The following is an 18,691-nucleotide window of genomic DNA, read 5'->3' as shown; positions in this document are numbered from 1 at the left end:
AGGAATGGTTATCAATAGCGATTGATCGAGCGGCGCTGCGTCGACTCAGAAAAAACCATGTAGAAACCAGCCTTGCTCAGTGCGGAACAGCCAACACCAGGCACCGTCATGGCTGCGTGCCAGGTAGTACTGGCGCTGCTGGGCGTGTTGCCACCAATGGCTGGCCAGCCGCCGTTCGCGGGTCCACAGCTGCAACCGGCGGCGCTGCCACAGCGGTCGGCCGCGGGCGTCACTGGCCAGTGGTTGCGGGGCTGGCAGGCGCCATAGCGGCAGTTCGCGATCGCCCGGGCGAGGGCTGCTGGGGGCGTGCTCGGCACTGGCCGCGTCGGCCTGCTGCAGCAGTTCCGGCAGCGGGTCCGGTTGTGGACGGAACTGCCGCAACGACAATCCCGGCAGTGTGGCGAGGCGGTCCAGTAGCGCACTACGGCCGGCACCTGCGTGAGGATCGGGAAATAAACTGTCAGCCAGCGGCGGGCCGGCTTCGGCGGCGCCGCTTTCCAGCCGCAAGCGCAGCACCGGCGCCCGCAGTATCCGCTGCTCCAGGTGCCGTTCGGTCAGCTGCAACCAGCCGCCCGGTTCCGGGTCGGCACTGCTGCGCCGCACTACCAGTGCCGGGGCCTCGCCAAGGTGGTCCCACAGTCGCCAGCGCAGGCTGCGAGTGCGCACCTGATGGCGGCGCAGGTCGCGCATCAATTGTTGCAGGAGCCGCTGGCACCAAGGCAGCAGCGCCGACAGCGTGGTCAGTGGCGGGTCCAACTCCTGCTCCTTTACCAGCACCGGCAGCGCTGCCAGCGGTTGCTGTGGGTCCGGCTGCTGGCCGCTCAATCGCTGCAGCCAATCCAGCAGCGGCGCACCAAAACGCGGGCCGAGGCTGTCGCCGGGCAGCGCCAACAGTTGGCCGAGGGTGCGAAAACCGGGGGCGGTCAGTGCTTCGCGCAGGCGACTGTGCAGCGGCAACTGCGCCAGCGGCAGCGCCGCCAGAGCCGGTTGCAGCGCCTCGGCCAGCGGCAGCCCTTGGGCATCAAGCAGGGTACTGCGGCCGAGTGCTTGCAGGCTCAGTGACCAGGGTGCTGTCGCCAGACAGTGGGCGGCGCGTGGAGTGTGGCCGAGACCGGCCTGCCAGTGGTGACCGGATTGGCTCAGCTGGGCCAGCAACTCCACCAGCAAGGCTTCGGCGCCACCGAACAGGCGCAGACAGCCGCCCAGTTCCAGCCACAGCTGCCAAGGTTGGTCGAGCCGGTCGTCATCCAGCGGGTGAGCGGCGGGTAGGCATACCTGCGGGGTGAAGCACTGAAGCTGGCGGGCCAGCCGCTGCAAGCGGCGTTGCTCACGGGCTGGATCACGCTGCCGCAATTGCAGGCCGTCGCACAACGCCAGCGCTTGCCCGCGCTGCATACCGGGGCGGATCCCTGCGGCGCTGGCGGCGGCGTTAGTGAGCAGGATGTGGCGTGGATCGGCCAACGCCTGGGGGCCGGCCAGGGCGGGCAGTACCTCTAGCCCCCAGTGCGGTAATCGCAGCGCCAACCACAGCGGCGGCGGACGGTTGTTCACGGGCTGTCCTGCGGTTGTGGCTGGGGCAGCAACTCTGTTTGCAATAGCGGGCTTGGTGCGGGCTGCGGGTTTGGTACCGAGACCGGTGCTTGGACGGGGGCCGCTGGTGGCCACGGCAAGGCACCGGGCAGGGGACTGTCGGTGGCGCTGGCCGGCATCGGCCACGTCGCCGGCAGCGCGCTGGGCAGGGCTGGCGCCGGCATCTCAGTCAAGCGCGGGCGCTGGGCCATGCAGTGCGGTACCGGCGCCTGCGCCAGCGGGATGTGGCTGGGCTCCAGTGGCGCTGGCCAGGGCAGAGTCAGCTGTTGGCCGGCCCAGCCGCCGGGTTGCTTGAGCAGTTCCAGTTGCAGCGCGTCACCCTGGATATGAGCACACAGCCGCAACGGCGCTGGGCTGCTGTGGGCCCGGCTGCGCAGCGGATGCCACAGCGTCAGCCAGCAGCGGCCTTGGTGGGCGGCTTGGTGCAGCCGCCGCAATTGCGCCGCGGACAGGGGGCGTGTTGGCCAAAACAGCAGCGCCGCCACTGCGCCGGAGGCAGCGGCATCTACTACTGCACGCAGCAGCGTGCGCGGATCGGCGCTGTCGAGCACCCACAGCAACTCAGCGGCAATGCCCTCGCTCTGCCAGCGTGCCACCAGCGGCTCCGCCGGCGGCCGTGCCAGCAGCACTTGGCCGCGCTGGGCGGCCGCTGCCAGCCCTGGCAGCAGCAGTGGCAGCAGCGCCGGTGCCGCGGCATCACTGAGCAGCTCGGTGACACCGGACCGCGGCCAGCCACCCTGGTGCAAGGCGCGGTCCAGCGCGGGGTAACCGCTGGGCAACGCAGTGGTGCGCGGCGCCAACGGATGGCGGCCGCGCCACAGGTCGGGACGCTGCAGCAGTTGCTGAAGGGAAGCGGAGGTATTCATGGCGGCATGATACTGTCCAAAAGAACAGTTAATCTACCGCGCTATGGCATCAGGTACGCCGGTTCAGACCGGGCGCGGCAACCGGTACAGCAGGTGTTGCCGCAACTGCGGTTGGTCCGCTGGCACACGCGGATGGATGAAATCGCCGGTCGGGTCACGCTGCATGCCGAGCCGCTGCATCACCGCTTGGGACGCCCGGTTGGCCGGCACCGTGAACGCCACCAGTTCGTGCGGGGCATCGGCAGCGCTGAAGCTGGCGGCCACCAGTGCGCGGGCCATTTCCGTCACATAGCCCTGATGCCAGTGCTCCGGCAGCAGTCGCCACAGCAGTTCCAGCGTGCCGGCCGGTAGTACCGGTTCCAGCGCGGCGGGCTGGATGCCAACAAAGCCGAGCACCTGCTCCGGCTGGTCGCGTTTGACCAGCGCCGGTACTCCCCAACGCTCGTGCGCCAGCCGCTCGCGCACCCGTGCGAATAAGGCTTCTGATTCGCTGCGGCTGAGCGGCAGCAGCCAAGTGGTGATCTGTGCGTCGCTGGTGAGGCGGTGGAACACCTCGGCGTCTTGGTCTTGCCAGGGACGCAGTGCCAAGCGCTCGGTGATGGGGTAATGCATTAGCGTGCCGTCCAGTGGCGGTAGGGGGTGCGGCTGAGGGCGCTGTTGAAGTAGCGCGGGTCGTGGCTGACTTCGGCGCCCAGCCAGTCGGCGGCGGGCAGTGGGTGATCGGCGCTGGGGAGTTCGATCTCGGCCACCACCAGCCCATCGTTGTCACCGTGAAACACGTCGATTTCCCAGCACAGGCCGCCGTCGGCCGGTAGCAAATAACGGGTTTTGTCGATTACGCCGGCGTCGCACAGCGCCAGCAATGCCTCGGCATCAGCGGCCGGTATCGGGTACTCGAACTCGTCCCGTTGCAGGCCGGCGGTGAGCCCTTTCACGGTTAGCCAGCCGTGGCCGTCGCGCAACCGCACTCGCACCGTGGCAGTGGGGCTGTGGCTGAGGTAGCCCTGGGCGATACGCTGGCCGCTAAGACCTTGCAGGACTTGCAAGTCACGCAGCAGGAATTTGCGTTCGATTTCGATGGCCATGGCCGGCTCCAAAGACAGAGCCGCCAGCTTACGGTTTTTTGGCGGCGACGCCAGCCGACGAGGTAAGTGAAAAAAACGTCAAAAAGAGGCGTGCCTGCACCGGGTCGGGCCGCTAGAATGCCGCCTTTGCCTTTGACTGGACTGTTGGTCGGTCAGCGCCTCGGTGCAGGGCAGCCATCGAATTGAGTGAGATCGCCTGTGAAGCAGAGCATGGATCAGGCCACCGCGAGTCGTTTGCGCCAATGCGGCTGGCTGGATTTTGACACCCTGTGGGCGCTGGATCTGCCGGTGGTGGATGAACCCAATACTGACCGTGGTGGCTGGAGCAGCGTCTCGCGGCTGACCGTGGATGGTCAGCCTTATTTCCTCAAACGCCAACGCGATCACCTGACGCGCAGTCTGCGCGCACCGTTCGGTGAACCGACGTTTGCGCGCGAATGGCGCAACATCAACCGCTTCCAGCGCTGTGGGATTCCGGCCCTGCGCGCCGGCTATTTTGCCCAGCGTGGCCGCCAAGCGATGTTGCTCACCTACGCGCTGAGCGACTGGCAGGACCTGGCCCACTGGCAGCAGCGCTGGCCGCAATTGCCGGAACCGGTGCGCAGTGGCGTACTGGCGGCCTGTGGCAGGCTGCTACAGCAACTGCATCAGCAGGGACTGGTGCACGGCTGCTGCTATCCCAAACACATCTTCCTGCGTGCCCAGGGCGATGGCCTCGAAGCCTGCTTCATTGATCTGGAGAATGCCCGCCGCGCGCTGTGGGGCGATCACGATCGTCTGCGTGATCTGGAACCCCTGCTGCGCCGGTCAGCACCGGCCTGGGGCGAGGGTGAGGCGGCACAGCTGCTGGAAAGCTATACCCCGGACCCGGTGACGCAACTGACCTGGCTGCAGCGCATTGCCGGCCGCAGTCGCCGTAAGGCGCAGCGCTGATGCAAGCGGTACAGACTGCTCCACGCTTGGCCGGCCGGGTGCCGGCGCTGCCTTATGTGATGGAACTGGCCGACGGCAGCCAACTGGAGTTGCTGGAATGGCTGCGGGTGCTGCCGGACAAGCGCTATGTGGCGCGCGCCCGCTGGCGCGACCAACAGGTGCTGGCGAAAGTGTTTGTCGGCCCCAGTGCCGAACGTCATTGCCGCCGTGAACAGCGCGGTATCCAGCGGTTGTTGGACCAGGGCATCGCTACCCCAGCGCTGCTGTACCAAGACACCACCCCGCGTCGCACCTGCTTGCTGACCGCTTTTATTGCGCCCACTCGCAGCTTGTCGCAGGAATGGGCCACGGTGGCGGCGCAGCCGCTGCTGAGCGCCGACCAAGAAGCGCTGTTGGCGCGGGCGCTGGCGGTGATCGCGGCGATGCATCGCAACGGCATCTGGCACGGCGATTTGCACCTCGGCAACCTGCTGGTAAATGACGGCAACCTGCTGGTGATTGACGGCGATTGCATCCGCTCGGAGACCCTCGGCAAGCCGCTGTCGCGGCGCCGCGCGCGGCGCAACCTGGGCGTGTTCTTGGCGCAATTGCCGGTGGATCTGAGCGATTACCTGCCACAGCTGGCGCGCCATTACGGCCTGCTGCCGGGCTCAATCCGCCAGTTGCAGCGGCTGATTCGCCGCGTACAGGCATGGCGGCTGCAAAAATACCTGAAGAAAGTGCAGCGCGATTGCACCAGCTTCGCGGCACTGCGCACCCGCGACAGTCTGGCGTTGGTGCGCCGGCGCCAGCTCGACCAAGACCACCTCGGGCCGCTGGTACAAGACCCGGATGCGGTGCTCGCCAATGGCCGCTTCTACAAGCAGGGTGGCACCGCGGCGGTGGCCGCGGTGGACTGGCATGACCAGACTTGGCTGCTGAAACGCTACAACATTAAGAGCGTCGGCCACTGGCTGACGCGCTGTTGGCGCGCCAGCCGCGCTTGGCACAGCTGGGTAGCGGCGCACCTGCTGGCGTTTGTTGGCATCCCCACCGCGTCGGCGGTGATGGTGAAGGAACAACGCACCTTCGGTGTGCTGCGTGGGCCGGCGTGGTTACTGCTGGAGCATTGCGGTGACGACGACTTGCTGCGGCGCTGGGCGCCCTGGGCAGAGCAGGGATTGCCGCCGCAGGCAGAGCGTGAGGCGTTGCTGGCGCTGGTGGCGGATCTGCGCCGCTTGCGCATCGGCCATGGCGATCTGAAAGGACACAATCTGTTGTGGCGTGATGGCCAGTGGCTGTTGATCGATCTCGACAGTTTGCGGCGTTATCGCAGCGGCTGGGGGTATCGCCGTGCTTACGCCCGCGATCGTGCGCGGTTACTGCGCAACTGGGCGCCGCACAGCGCGTTGTACCAGTGGCTCGATCAGGCGTTGCCCGCGGCGTGAGGTCATCGCTGCCTGTGGCGTGAGGCCGTTATTGAAACCCTGGCAGCACCGCGCCCGCTGAGACCGTCCCGGCGGGCGCAGTGGGTTCAGGGTTGGCTGCGCAGGCTGTCCACCGCGTTGAGGATGCTGCCCACCAGTTCCGGGCTGGACGCCACCTCCACCACGCCGTTGACCACGAATTGCACCCCTACGCACAGGATCAGGAAGCCCATGATCTTGGTCATGGCGTGCAGGCCGTTGACGCCCAGTACCTTCACCAGCTTGGTGGACAGTCGCAGCGTCACCGCCACAATCACCGCCACGATCAGGATGCCGATGCTGATCGAGACAAAGTCGATCCAATCCTTGGCCATCGACGTCAGGCCGATGGTCACTGAAATGGCGCCGGGGCCGGCCAGACTTGGCATCGCCAGCGGCGTGAACGACACATCGCGTTTGCGGCGCGATTCTTGGTGCTCGGCCTGGGTCTGCATGCCTTCATCCTTCGGATACAACATGCGCATGCCGACTCCGGCCACCAGAATGCCGCCGGCGATGCGCAATCCCGGCAGCGACAGCCCGAAGAAATTCATAATCAAACTGCCGCTCACCAGAAACGCGATCAGGATGCAGACCATGTAGATCACTGCTTTGCGCGCCTGCTCCCAGCGCTCGGCATCGGTGTCGCCTTCGGTGATGGCGAGAAACATGGGAGCGGTGCTGAACGGGTTGATGATCGGCAACAGCGCAATCACAGCGGCAATAGCAAGCTGCATGGCAAGTCCTAGGCAAAGTGTGGAAAAGGCGGGAACAGGGCGGCGCATTGTACGACGTCTGGTAGCGTCGTGCTGGTAGCGGTTGGCGGGCGCGGTTGAACCGGAGCATGAACCGATCGGCGCAGTGTGCCGCTGACGTGACGGTCGGCGACACACTGCGCAGCGGCCGGCTGGCCCGGCGACGGTATGCTCAGCGCTTGCTGAACAGTGGGTACAACACCGGCAACACCACCAGCGTCAGCAGGGTGGCACTGACCAGACCGCCAAGAATCACAGTGGCCAGTGGGCGCTGAATTTCTGAACCGATACCGCTAGCCAGCAGCATTGGAATCAGCCCCAGCGCCGAGGTCAGCGCGGTCATCAGCACTGGTCGCAGCCGCGAGCGGGCACCATCAAACAGCGCCTGGTCAAGCGTCAGGCCGTCGCTGCGGCGCTGGTTGATGCTTTCCACCATCACCACGCCGTTGAGCACCGCCACCCCGAACAGGGTGATGAAGCCCACCGCGCTCGGCACCGACAGATACTGGCCCGACAGCCACAGCGCCAGCACACCGCCGACGGTGGCCAGCGGCACGTTGATCAGAATCAGCAGCGCCTGCGGCAGGGATTGGAACGCGATATACAGCAGCAATGCGATCAGCAGCAGGGATACCGGCACGATCAGCAGCAGGCGCTGCTGGGCGCGCTGCTGGTTTTCGAACTGACCGCCGATGTCCACCGTGTAGCCGGCTGGCAACGACAGTTCACGCTCGATGCCGGCGCGGATGTCGGCCACCACCGAGCCCATGTCACGGCCTTCCACGTTGGCCTGTACCACCACGCGCCGCTGCACATCGTCGCGGCGCACTTGCGGCGGGCCGGACTCAATCGCCAGCGTGGCCACATCGCTGAGCCGCACCAGTGCGCCGCTGGCAGCGCGCAGGCGCAGGTTGCCGATCTGCTCCAGGTCGCTGCGGGCATCGGCGGCCAGCCGCACGCTGATGTCGTAGCGCTCGTTGCCTTGGATGATCTGCCCGGCCTGCTGGCCGCCGAGGCCGTCGCGTACCAGCCCCATCACATCCGCCACACTGAGCCCCAACCGCGACAGCGCTGCGCGTTGTGGGCGCACCACCAATTGCGCTTCGCCGCCGATTTGTTCCAGTGCCACATCGCGGGTGCCGGGAATGCGCTGCACCAGTTGCTCGATGGCTTGGCCCTGCGTGGCCAGCACCGTCAAATCGGGACCGAACAGCTTGATCGCCAACTGCGCGCGCACGCCGGACAACAGCTCGTCGACGCGGGTGGCAATCGGTTGCGAGAAGGTCAGTAGCAGGCCCGGATGCTGTTCCAGCGCCTCGGTCATTTGTCCCTGCAGCGCCAGCCGGTTGTCGGCACTGGTCCACTCCGATACCGGCTTCAAGCCGATGTAGATTTCGATGTTGTTGACCGGTTCCGGGTCGCCGCCGATCTCCGGCCGGCCGATGCGGCTGAGGGTGTAGGTGACTTCCGGAAACGCCATCAACAGTGCTTCCAGCTTCGGTGCCACGCTGAGCGCGGTGTCGAGGCTGGAGGAGGGCGCCAGCGTCACGCGCAGATTGAGGGTGCCCTCTTCCAATTCCGGCACAAACTCGGTGCCGAGCCGTGGCAGTAGCAGTGCCGCCAGCACCACCAACGCCAGCGCACCAGCCACCACCGCGCGCCGACGGTGCAGTGCCCAGCTCAGTATTAGGCCGTAATGGCGCTCCAGCCAGGCCACCATCGGATTAGCGCGTGGCGTCGGCAGTCCATGCGGGAACAGGTACACCGCCATCGCCGGCACCACCAGCAGCGCCACCACCAATGCGGCCAGCATCGCCAAGATGATGCTGATCGCCATCGGCTGGAACATACGCGCTTCGACCCCTTCGAAGCCGAACAGCGGCAGGAACACCACCAGGATGATGAGCGTGGCAAACAGCACCGGCCGCGCCACCTCCTGGCATGCCAGCCGCACCCGGTCGAGCAGGCTGCGGCGGGTATCGGCCTGGGCCAAGTGACGGAAGATGTTTTCCACCATCACCACCGAGCCGTCCACCAGCATGCCGATCGCTACCGCGATGCCGCCCAGCGACATCAGGTTGGCGGACAGTCCGGCTTGCGCCATCACCATCAGTGCGATGCCGATCGACACCGGGATCGACAGCAGCACCAGCAGGGTGGCGCGCAGGTTCATCAGGAACAGTGCCAAGATCACGGTGATCAAAACGAACGCGATCAACAGCGCATCGGTGACGGTGCGCACCGCGTGTTGGACCAAATCGGCTTGGTCGTAGAACGGCTCCAAGCTCACGCCGTCGGGCAAGGTCTGCTGAATCAGTGGTAGTTGCCGTTGCAGGCCCAAAATAGTGGCGCGGGTGTTGGCGCCCATGCGTTTGAGCACCACACCGCTGACCACTTCGCCTTCTGCCTGCGGCGCGCCGCTGTCATCGCGGGCGGTCATGGTCACCGCGCCTTGGCGAATTTCGGCGCCAAATGCCACCTCGGCAAGTTGGCCGACGGTGATGACGGTGCCGCCGATGCTACGCACCGGGGTTTGGCGCAGTTGTTCCAACCCCGCTTCGCCGGGGGCGTAGGCGCCGACGCCACGGATCACCAACTGTTCTTGGCCGCGGTTGAGGTACCAGCCGCCGACGTTGAGGTTGTTGCGCTCCAGTGCTGCCGCCACCTCGGCCTGGGTGATGTCATAGGACAGCAGTCGGTCCGGTTGCAGCCGCACCTGGTATTGGCGCACTTCGCCGCCGAACGACAGCACGTCGGTGACGCCCTCTACCGGCATCAGCAGTGGTTTCACCACCCAATCGTTGAGGCTGCGCAAACTGGCCAGATCGTGCCCGCTGCCGGGCGTGGCGCGCAGTACATATTGATACACCTGGCCGAGGCCAGAGGTGTTCGGGCCCAGTTCCGGGATACCAATGCCCGCCGGGATTTGTTCGCGGGCGCTCTGTAGCTGTTCGAACACCAGCTGGCGGGCGAAGTAGAGGTCGGTGCCGTCCTTGAACACCACAGTGACGCCGGACAGCCCGGTCTTGGAAATCGAGCGCACCTCGGCCACGTTCGGCAGCGCGTACATCATCGCTTCGATCGGGAAGGTGATCAGCTGTTCCACCTCCTCGGCGGCCAAGCCGGGCGCTTCGGTGTCCACCGATACCTGGATGTTGGTGACATCCGGGAAGGCGTCCAGATTCAGGCGCGGAATCACCACCGTGGCCGCCAACGCCAGTGCCAGCAGGGCGAGGCCCACCAGCAGCCGCTGGCGCAGTGCCAGATCAATCAGTCGTTGCAACATGGGGCGCTCCGGTCAGTGGTTGTGGGGATCGAAGTCGCCCTTAGCGGCTTCCGAGGCGACAAAGAACGCGCCTTCCCAGACCACCCGCTGGCCGTCCAGCGGGCCTTCCACCACTTGGCGGTCGCCCAGCCGTGGCCCCAACGTCACCGGCACCGCGCGGAACGAGCCGGGCTCGTCGGCGGCTTCGATGAACACCTGCCATTGGCCGTCGGCGTCACGCATCAAGGCGCTGTCCGGCACGGTCAGGACCGGTTCCGGCAGCGTGTAGCGCACGCTGACCTGCGCGAATTGGCCGGGATGCAGGCGATGGTCCGGGTTGGTCAGACTGAAACGCGCCACTTGGGTGCGGGTCACCGGGTCGATCAGGTGTGCCACTTGCAGCAGCTGCGCTGGCACCGTGATGCCGTTGACGCTTACCTCCGCCTCCACCGCCGCGGGCCAGTCGTGGGCGACGCCGGGCGGCAACTGTGCCAACGCCCACAGCGTTTGCTCATCCGCCAGCTCCAGCAGTGCGCTGCCGGGCGCCACTTGCTGACCTTGTACGAAGTCGTCGCTGATCACGCGGCCGGCGCTGGGGGCTGTCAGGGTGTACTCGCCCAGCGTGCCGCGGCCAGACCACTGCGCCGCGGTCAGACCAAATGCCTGCAACCGCCCGCGTGCCGCCTCCAACGCCACTTGTGCTTCCACCGCGCGGCGCTCGCCGACGGTGGCGCGCCCCAGTTGTTGCACGCGGCGCTGCTCGGCCTCGGCCACTCGGTAAGCGCCTTGAGCACTGGCCACCTCATCACTGAACAGCGTCACCAGCGCGGCGCCACTGTCGACCTCATCACCCAGCGAGACATGACGGCGCACCACCACCGAGGCCACGCGCGGGGTGATCTGGAAGCGGGTGTAGGCGTTCGCGGTCAGCTCCGCGGGCAAGCGCCATTGGTAGGCCGCCGGTGCGGCAGTCAGCGTGCGCAGGCGGATGCCTGCCAGTTGCTGCTGGGTAGCGCTGAGCGTGATGCCCTCGTGATCATCGTCAACCGTGTTGGTGTCAGCGTTGTCGGCGGCTGCCGGTCCGTGGGCGGCGGCCGGCAGCGCCAGCAGCAACAGCGGCAGCAGAAACAGAGAAGCGTTCATGGTCAGAGTCCTTGTTCGGTGAGTGCCGCCAGGGCGGCGTCCAGCTGGCCGCTGTCGCGCAGCCAGTCCAGGTAAGCGGTGTGCCAGGCGGCTTCCAGCTCGATGCCGGCTTGCAGGCCCTCGCGCCGTTGCTGCAAGGCCTGCAGGTAGTCGGCGGTGGACAGGTCGCCTTGTTGCCATTGGCGGTGCAGCAGGGTGGCGCTGCGCGCCAACGGCGCCGCCACCCGTTGCTGCCATTGATCGAGCCGTTCGCGGTAGCGATCACGGGCGCTGGCCGCCGCCGCCGCGGCAAACTGCAGTTCGCGCTCCAGACTTTGGTAGTCGGCTTCCGCCGCCAGCGCTTGCTGGTCTGCCAGCCGCTGACGGGCGCTATAGCGGTCGCGCAGGTTGAGTGGGATCGACACTTCCACACCGATCACGCTGTCGTCGCCGGAGCGGCCGGCGTTGAGTCCGACGGTGGGGTCGGCGCGGTACTCGCGCCGCGCCTGTTGGGCCAGCTGCTGCAACTGCTGCCATTGGGCGCGGGCGGCTAAGAGGCGCGGATGCTGCGATGCAGCGCTGGCGTGCTCGGCGGCTGGCAGCGACCAGAGCGCGTCGGGAATTGGTACCGGTGCCGTGGGCGAGAACGCCGGCAGCAGTGCCTGCAGCTCCATTTCGCTGCGGCCCAGTTCCGCCTGCACGGCGGCGGTGTCGGCCAGCACCCGGGCGCTGGATAAGGTCGCCAGGGCACTGTCGGCGGCGCCGAGGTCGCCCACCTGACGGCGGCGTTCAATGTCGCTGAGCAAGGTGCCGAGTTGTTGTTCTTGCTCTGCGGCCAACTCCGCCCGCTGGGCGGCGGCCCGCCAGGCCACTAACGCCTGCAGGGCGTCGGTGCGGCGCTGCGCCCAGCGCTCGGCGTAGACCAGCGCCGCGCTATCGCGGGTGGCCTGGGCGACGTGCTCGGCGCCGCGGCGCTTGCCCCACACATCAATGGTCTGCGACAGGCCGATGCGGTAGTTGTTGGCGTCGCCTTCGCGCTCGTACTGGCTGGTGAGGTCGGGGTTGTAGCGCGGCCGGGACAGATCGTCGGCCTCGGCGTCGCCGGCATCACGCAGGCGTTCGGCGGCGGTCATGGCTGGATGTTGGCGCAACTGCTGGTCGAGCCATTGTTGGAATGGGGCGGCCAGCGCCGGGGCCGGGCCCAGCAATGCTAGACACGCCGCCACGGCGGCACAGCGCCGCATAACGGGATGGAACATGGAATGCACTCCGATCAAGCAAAGGACAGCACGGGCTAACCGTGCCGGACAGTGGTGTGATCAGAAGTGGGTGGGGGGTCGATCGAGACGGTCGTTGCGCCAGCGTGGATCGCCGTCGCCGTGCGCCCGCGGCAGCAGTGGCAGGCTGGCCTCGGTAGTCAGCAATGCCACCGGAATCGCCGGGGCATGGGTGGGGCAACAATGGTGGTGGCCGCTGTGGTCGCTGTCTGCGGTGGCGGCATCGACGCTGACTGGGCTCGACCATTCGGCGCTGTGGTGACTGTGACTGACATGACGGTCCGCGATGGCATGCAACGACTGCCATGCCACCAGCACACACATCAGTAATCCGAGACCACGCAACAGCATTGGTTGTCCTGTTCTGGCGCGGCGATGCGCCTTGACGAACACGGCGGGGGCCGCGTCACTGCCTGATAAAGACCGCCATGGTGCCGCACAGTTCCGTGGCTGTCACGTCGCGTGCCGGCGGCTGCCGTGGCGCCACAGCGTGCTATACTCCGGCGGTTTTCTGACGCCCTGACCTGCGAGACGCCGTGACCGCCGCTGATCTGCCCCCGCCGTTGCTGACCTTGGACGCTCTGTCCTGTGAACGGGATGACCGTCTGCTGTTTTCGCAGCTGTCGCTGACCGCTTCTGCCGGCGAGATCTGGCAGGTGGCCGGTGCCAACGGTGCCGGCAAGACCACGCTGCTGCGAGTGCTGGTGGGGTTGCACGGTTTCTATGAGGGTGAGGTGCGCTGGCAGTTGCCCGGCTGCCATCACCGCCAGGGCCGCGATGGTTTGCTGTATCTGGGCCACCGCCCGGGTCTGCGTGACGAGCTGACGGCCTTGGAAAACCTGCGTGCTTTGTGTGCCATCCACCAGCAGGATGCGACGCTGCTGCCGGCAGCGCTGGCGGCGGTGGGCTTGCGCGGGTTCGAAGATGCGCTGGTGGGTAGCCTGTCGGCGGGCCAGAAACGGCGCGTGGCGCTGGCGCGGTTGTGGCTGCCGGGCAAGCCAGTGTGGGTGTTGGATGAGCCATTCACCGCCATTGATCTGGACGGCGTGGCGCTGCTGGAACAGCAACTGCGCGCCCATGCCGCAGCTGGTGGGTTGGTGATCTACACCTCGCACCACCGACTCGCCGGTGACATCCATCAAGTGCATCTGGGCGCGGCGCGGCCACAGGTGCTGCGTGCTGGAGCGGCGGCATGAGCGGAATCCTGTTGCCGTTGCTGCGGCGAGAACTGTTGCTCGGGCTGCGCGCGCCGGGCGAGATCATCAATCCGTTGTTCTTCTTTGCGGTGGTCACCAGCCTGTTCCCGCTGGCGCTGACCCCGGCGCCGGAGTTGCTGCGCGTGTTGGCGCCCGGCGTGGTCTGGGTGGCGGCGCTGCTGGCGGTGATGCTGTCGCTGGAGGGATTGTTCCGCCGCGATGAAGAATGCGGCGCGCTGGAACAACTGCTGGTGGCGCCGGGTCATTTGTATGTGCCGGTGCTGGCGCGGTTGCTGGCACATTGGTTGCTAGGTGGTTTGCCATTGGTGCTGGTGGCGCCGCTGCTAGGCTACATGCTGCAGCTGCCGGTGGAGGCGCTGAAAGTGCTGGTGCTGTCACTGCTGCTCGGCACGCCGACGCTGACGGTGATTGGCGCCATCGGTGCGGCGCTGACGGTCAGTGCCCGGCGCAGCGGCTTCCTGCTGGCGCTGCTGGTGCTGCCGCTGTTCGTGCCGGTGCTGGTGTTCGGTGCCGGTGCGGTGGGCTACGCCATGGACGGCATGGCCGTGGAAGGCATCCTGGCGTTGCTGGGAGCGATGTTGGCGGTGGCAGTAAGCGTTGGCCCGTTCGCGGTGGCGCTGGGGCTGCGCATCACCAGCGGTGATTGACGGTTGCAACTGTCGCAGGGCGAGACAATAACGATGACACACTCGAAACAACTGCCGCGCCATTTCTGGATCAGTGCGGTGCTGGGCCTGCTGCTGGTGGCGCTCGGATACCGCTTTTGGTCGGTGAGCGAAACCATTCGCCTGACCTGGCTTGGCGGTGGCTGGCTGCTGGCGATGGCGTTCTACCTCGGCGCTCTCAAGCGGCCGCAATGGTATTGGAACGGCTTGGTGCGCTGGTATCACCAGTTGGCGTCACCGCGCTATTTCTACCAGAAGAGCGGTCGTTGGCTGCCGTGGCTGGTGGCGATCGCCGCCGGGCTGACGCTGACCGGTCTGGTGTGGGGGCTGGTGTTCGCTCCGGAGCATTGGGAGCAGGGCAACAGCTACCGCATCATCTACATCCATGTGCCGGCGGCCAGTGCTGCGCTGATGGGCTATTCCGCCATGGCGGTGGCCGGCGTGGTGGCGCTGGTGTGGCGGCTGAAAATGGCTGAGGTGGCGATCAAAGCAATTGCGCCGTTTGGCGCAGTGATGGCGGCAGTGGCGCTGATCACCGGTGCCATCTGGGGCAAGCCGACCTGGGGCACCTACTGGGTGTGGGAGGCGCGGCTGACCTCGATGCTGATCCTGTTCTTCATGTATCTCGGCATCATCGTGCTGCATAACGCCATCAGTGATCCGCGCCAAGCGGGTCGTGCGGCGGCGTTGCTGGCGTTGGTGGGTATCATCAACGTGGTGGTGGTGCGTTACTCGGTGGACTGGTGGTTCAGCTTGCACCAGCCAGCGTCGATGAAGGCGTTCGGTGCCGCCGGCAGTGCCATCCATCCGAGCATGCAAACGCCACTGCTGCTGTCCATGTTCGGCATCTATTTCCTGTTCGCGGTGACGGTGCTGATCCGCATCCGTACTGAGGTGCTGTGGCGCGAGCGCCGCAGTGCTTGGGTGGCCGAGGAGGTGCGCTGATGTACTTCGAATCGTTACAGGCGCTGTGGCAAATGAACGGCCACGGCCCCTACGTGTGGAGCGCCTTCGGGCTAGGGGCGGCACTGATCGCCGCCAATGTGATTTGGGCGTTGGCGCGCGGCCGTGCGGTGCGGCGTGACATCCGACGTCAACTTGAACGTCAACAAGCCATGCGGGAGAAACCATGAACCCTGTCCGTCGACAGCGACTGCTGATCATTATCGGTGCCTTGGCCGGGCTCTCGGTGGCGGTGGGACTGCTGCTGTACGCGCTGTCCTCCAACATCAACATGTTCTACTCGCCGCAGCAGATTGCCGATGGCGAAGTGGAAGTCGGCCAGCGCATCCGCGTGGGTGGTTTGGTGGTGCCGGGTACCGTGCGCCGCGACCCGGAAAGCCTGAAAGTGTCCTTCGATGTGGCTGACGGCGGCGCCATGCTGACGGTGGTGTACGAGGGCATCCTGCCGGACCTGTTCAAAGAAGGTCAGGGCATTGTCGCCAACGGCACGCTGGTGACGGCAAACCGCTTCGAGGCCCGCGAAGTGCTGGCCAAGCACGATGAGAACTACATGCCGCCGGAAGTCCAGAAAGCGCTGGAGCGCTCCGGCCATCCGGGGGCCAAGCCCAGCGCCAGCTGAGCGGCTGTCCGGTTCCAACCGACGCCCGGTGCCTTGCACCGGGCGTTTTTGTTGGTGGGTGCTGTGGGCGGGAGTGTCGCCGGCTCTGTGGCGGGCCGCAGGCTTTGGCATCTGCGAACGGAAGTGTGGCACTGAGTGATTGGTGGCTCGCCAGCGGTACCGAAAGGGACGGGCAGGGGGCTCGGCTGAGCTGTTGGCGAGGCAGTGAAAGCGGCCCAAGAGGGGCGTGGTCGAAGCCCTGCCGTGGAAGCAGGTCGCGGACCTCAACGCGTTGGATCGGTGTCCCGCTGGGAATGCATGGCCGGTCCGATGACAGCCTCGATGCGGCAGCCATTATCGTCATCTTGCTCGATGCTGTAGCGGCTGCGCACGGCTCGACCGAGGGGCTGCCCCGTGAAGCTTTTCCGGTGTCGATCATCACGCAGCGGGCAAGCTCAATGGGCCGAGGCTGAATCCGGTTGACGTGGCGCTGCTGCGCACGCCGCGATTTCCGATCTGACCTGTAAAGCAGCGCAGCTATCGTCTCAGCAGCCCGCGCGGTGATCGGCATGATGGGGCAGCCCAAGGCGCTGCAATGGCGCGCGGCAGCGGCAGGTAACTGGGAATGGAAAAACAGCTAGCGATATGGCTGCTGCGGACTGGGCCTAGTGCGTACGCCCACGGCGGCGGTGGCGCAGGCAAGCGCATCTGGAATGGAGTCGGGCGTCGGCGAGCAAAGGAAGGGAGGGGCGCTACAGCGAGACTGTTGCTGCGGTAAAAAAGCCGCCCGGCGTTGCCGCCGGGCGCTGTTCGGTCAGGGTTGTGGCGGCCGCACGGCGTCAGCGGTGCCTTGGATGAAGGCTTTGATCTTTTCCACGTCCTCGGCGCTCAGGCGGCCGGTGAAGTCCGGCATCCCCAGTGACGTGAACGGGCCGTTGAACACGAAGCGATCCAGGTTCTCGATGAACATGCGGTCCACGTAGCCAAGGTTGGGCAGGTTGCCGCCCTTGTCGACGCCGGGCACACCGTGGCAGAACAGGCAGTTGCTGACGTACAGCGCGGTGCCTTCTTCCACGTGCGCCGGGTCGTATTTGACCCCGGACAGCAGGTTGCCGGCCTGGTGCTGGGTGAACGCCGGCATCGCCGCCTTGCCGTTCAGCTTGAAGGTGTAGACGGTGCCCGGGGTGTTGTTCTCGGATGCCCGTTGGGACTGACCGAAGACCCCGCCCCAACCTGCGGCGATGGACACGTACTGCTCGCCATCCACCTCATAGGTCACCGGCGCCGCGATCACGCCTGTGCCCATCGGGGATTGCCACAGCACCTTGCCGGTGTCGGCGTCGAACGCCATCAGGCGTGCGTCAGCGGTGCCTTGGAATACCAGCTTGCCGGCGGTGGCGAGGGTGCCGCCGTTCCACGGCGCCACGTGTTCATAGCGCCAGCGCTCCTGTTGCTTCACCGGGTCCCATGCCAACAGGCGGCCGAACGGTTTGCTGGTCGGCGCCTCGACGTTGAGCGCGGTACCCAGGTTCCAGCCAATATTGCTCATCGGCTGGCCGGGCTTGTTGGTGCCGTAGCCTTTCCAGCTGGTGTCGGCGGACAGGTTGAGCGGAATGTTTTGCGCCGGGAAGTAGGCGAGGCCGGTTTGCGGGCTGTACGACATGGAATGCCAGTTGTGCGCGCCGAACGGACCCGGAATGGCGTCATAGGGCTGCCCGGAGCGGGCTTCCGGCACGTCGATCGGCCGGCCATTGGCGTCGTAGCCTTTGGTCCAGTTCACGTCGACAAAGTTTTTCGCCGAGATGAACTCGCCGGTGACTCGATCGATGACGAAGAAGAAACCGTTCTTCGGTGCGTGCATCACCACCTTGCGCGGTTTGCCGTCCAGCGTCAGGTCGGCAAGGATCAGGTCCTGCACCGAGGTGTAGTCCCAGTTGTCGCCCGGGGTTTCCTGGTAGTGCCAGACGTACTCGCCGGTGTCCGGACGCAGCGCCACGATCGACGCCAAGTACAGGTTGTCGCCCCCGGCCGGGCTACGCAGGCGGTGGTTCCAGGGCGAGCCGTTGCCGGTGCCGATGTACATCAGGTTCAGCTCGGGGTCGAACACCATGGAGTTCCACACCGTGCCGCCACCGCCGGTCTCCCACCATTTGCCGGCCGGATCCCAGGTTTTGGCTGCGGCTTCCATGGATGCGTCTTCAAACGGTTTGGACGGATCGCCCGGTACCGTGTACCAGCGCCATTTCTCCTTGCCAGTGGCAGCATCGTAAGCGGTGATGTAGCCGCGCACGCCGAACTCGGCGCCGCCGTTGCCGATGATGACATTGCCACGGAACACGCGCGGGGCGCCGGTGATGGTGTAGGGGCGGCTGCGGTCTTCCACCGTGTCCTGCTCCCACAGGCGCTTGCCGCTGGCGGCGTCGATCGCCACCAAGCGTCCGTCCAGGGTGCCGACGTAGACCTTGCCCTCGTGTACCGCGACGCCGCGGTTGACCACGTCACAGCACGCCATGAACGCTTGCTCACGCGGCACCTTAGGGTCGAACGACCACAGCCGTTTGCCGGTTTTCACATCCACCGCATGCACTACCGACCACGACGCGGTGACGTACATGACGCCGTTGACCACGATCGGGGTGGCCTCGACGCCGCGGGTGGATTCCAAATCGTAGCTCCACGCCAGCCCCAGCTTGGCGACGTTGTCGCGGCTGATCTGGGTGAGCGGGCTGAAGCGCGTACCGGCGTGATCGAAGCCGTGCGACGGCCATTCTTTGCCGGTGGCCTGGTTGGCGGTGATCGAGGCTTCGGTGGGCATGGCCGCCGGAGCGGCCCATGCCGGGGTGGCCAACGCGCCGCACAGCAGCGCGGTGCTGATGGCTCGGGCCAGGGAAACTGAAGTCATGATGAGGA

17 protein-coding genes are annotated in these 18,691 nt (G+C 66.2%); 7 read left to right on the top strand and 10 right to left on the bottom strand.

From position 1 onward, the window contains the following. Positions 1–45 precede the first annotated feature (45 nt). From AB5I84_RS09165 to AB5I84_RS09150, 4 genes are all read right to left on the bottom strand, one after another. The gene (locus AB5I84_RS09165; RefSeq protein WP_369455550.1) at positions 46–1,551 is read right to left on the bottom strand and encodes a Y-family DNA polymerase; all 1,506 of its coding nucleotides are present in this window, start codon (positions 1,549–1,551) and stop codon (positions 46–48) included. Continuing rightward, entirely contained in the window at positions 1,548–2,456 is a 909-nt protein-coding gene (locus AB5I84_RS09160) for a SulA-like leucine-rich domain-containing protein (RefSeq protein WP_369455549.1), read from the bottom strand. Before AB5I84_RS09160 ends, AB5I84_RS09165 begins: the two co-directional genes overlap by 4 nt. A gap of 63 nt (positions 2,457–2,519) precedes the next feature. Continuing rightward, entirely contained in the window at positions 2,520–3,068 is a 549-nt protein-coding gene (locus AB5I84_RS09155; protein WP_369455548.1) for a GNAT family N-acetyltransferase, read from the bottom strand. Continuing rightward, on the bottom strand, positions 3,068–3,541 hold the full coding sequence (locus AB5I84_RS09150; protein WP_369455547.1) for a CYTH domain-containing protein: 474 nt from the start codon (positions 3,539–3,541) through the stop codon (positions 3,068–3,070). Before AB5I84_RS09150 ends, AB5I84_RS09155 begins: the two co-directional genes overlap by 1 nt. Before the next feature lie 198 nt (positions 3,542–3,739). Here AB5I84_RS09150 and AB5I84_RS09145 point away from each other — a divergent pair, with 198 nt between their 5' ends. Next, positions 3,740–4,474 (top strand): lipopolysaccharide kinase InaA family protein, encoded by a 735-nt coding sequence (locus AB5I84_RS09145; protein ID WP_369455546.1) that lies wholly within the window; start codon positions 3,740–3,742, stop codon positions 4,472–4,474. After that, positions 4,474–5,901 carry a lipopolysaccharide kinase InaA family protein gene (locus AB5I84_RS09140; RefSeq protein WP_369455545.1) on the top strand — a complete coding sequence of 476 codons (1,428 nt, stop codon included), beginning with the start codon at positions 4,474–4,476 and terminating at the stop codon, positions 5,899–5,901. The genes AB5I84_RS09145 and AB5I84_RS09140 overlap by 1 nt, the downstream gene beginning before the upstream one ends. 86 nt (positions 5,902–5,987) lie before the next feature. Here AB5I84_RS09140 and AB5I84_RS09135 read toward each other — a convergent pair whose 3' ends face one another. From AB5I84_RS09135 to AB5I84_RS09115, 5 genes are all read right to left on the bottom strand, one after another. Next, the gene (locus AB5I84_RS09135; protein ID WP_369455544.1) at positions 5,988–6,656 is read right to left on the bottom strand and encodes a MarC family NAAT transporter; all 669 of its coding nucleotides are present in this window, start codon (positions 6,654–6,656) and stop codon (positions 5,988–5,990) included. Between the two features lie 190 nt (positions 6,657–6,846). After that, complete coding sequence (locus AB5I84_RS09130) at positions 6,847–9,960, bottom strand: efflux RND transporter permease subunit (protein ID WP_369455543.1); 3,114 nt, start codon at positions 9,958–9,960, stop codon at positions 6,847–6,849. Between the two features lie 12 nt (positions 9,961–9,972). Then, positions 9,973–11,082, bottom strand: coding sequence for an efflux RND transporter periplasmic adaptor subunit (locus AB5I84_RS09125; protein WP_369455542.1), 1,110 nt, complete (start codon positions 11,080–11,082; stop codon positions 9,973–9,975). Between the two features lie 2 nt (positions 11,083–11,084). Beyond that, positions 11,085–12,320: a TolC family protein gene (locus tag AB5I84_RS09120; RefSeq protein WP_369455541.1), complete on the bottom strand. Its 1,236-nt coding sequence runs from the start codon at positions 12,318–12,320 to the stop codon at positions 11,085–11,087. Positions 12,321–12,380: 60 nt separating this feature from the next. Continuing rightward, a complete protein-coding gene (locus tag AB5I84_RS09115; RefSeq protein ID WP_369455540.1) occupies positions 12,381–12,689 on the bottom strand; it encodes a hypothetical protein in 309 nt (102 codons plus the stop codon). 185 nt (positions 12,690–12,874) lie between these two features. Here AB5I84_RS09115 and ccmA point away from each other — a divergent pair, with 185 nt between their 5' ends. The 5 genes from ccmA to ccmE are packed head-to-tail and all read left to right on the top strand — an operon-like array spanning position 12,875 to position 15,802. Further along, positions 12,875–13,534, top strand: a complete 660-nt coding sequence (ccmA, locus tag AB5I84_RS09110) for a cytochrome c biogenesis heme-transporting ATPase CcmA (RefSeq protein WP_369455539.1) — start codon at positions 12,875–12,877, stop codon at positions 13,532–13,534. Continuing rightward, a complete protein-coding gene (ccmB, locus tag AB5I84_RS09105; protein WP_369455538.1) occupies positions 13,531–14,202 on the top strand; it encodes a heme exporter protein CcmB in 672 nt (223 codons plus the stop codon). Before ccmA ends, ccmB begins: the two co-directional genes overlap by 4 nt. A 33-nt stretch (positions 14,203–14,235) precedes the next feature. Further along, a complete protein-coding gene (gene ccmC / locus AB5I84_RS09100; RefSeq protein WP_369455537.1) occupies positions 14,236–15,165 on the top strand; it encodes a heme ABC transporter permease CcmC in 930 nt (309 codons plus the stop codon). Beyond that, on the top strand, positions 15,165–15,353 hold the full coding sequence (gene ccmD / locus AB5I84_RS09095) for a heme exporter protein CcmD (RefSeq protein ID WP_369455536.1): 189 nt from the start codon (positions 15,165–15,167) through the stop codon (positions 15,351–15,353). Before ccmC ends, ccmD begins: the two co-directional genes overlap by 1 nt. Next, the gene (gene ccmE, locus AB5I84_RS09090; RefSeq protein WP_369455535.1) at positions 15,350–15,802 is read left to right on the top strand and encodes a cytochrome c maturation protein CcmE; all 453 of its coding nucleotides are present in this window, start codon (positions 15,350–15,352) and stop codon (positions 15,800–15,802) included. Before ccmD ends, ccmE begins: the two co-directional genes overlap by 4 nt. 793 nt (positions 15,803–16,595) lie before the next feature. On the opposite strand, the gene AB5I84_RS09085 is transcribed toward ccmE, so the two are convergent. Further along, complete coding sequence (locus AB5I84_RS09085) at positions 16,596–18,683, bottom strand: PQQ-dependent dehydrogenase, methanol/ethanol family (RefSeq protein ID WP_369455534.1); 2,088 nt, start codon at positions 18,681–18,683, stop codon at positions 16,596–16,598. Positions 18,684–18,691 lie beyond the last annotated feature (8 nt).

It is taken from the genome of Alcanivorax sp. REN37 (assembly GCF_041102775.1).
Classification (GTDB): domain Bacteria; phylum Pseudomonadota; class Gammaproteobacteria; order Pseudomonadales; family Alcanivoracaceae; genus Isoalcanivorax; species Isoalcanivorax beigongshangi.
Note: the sequence above shows the minus strand (reverse complement) of the source record. Positions and strands in the feature narration are given on the sequence as shown.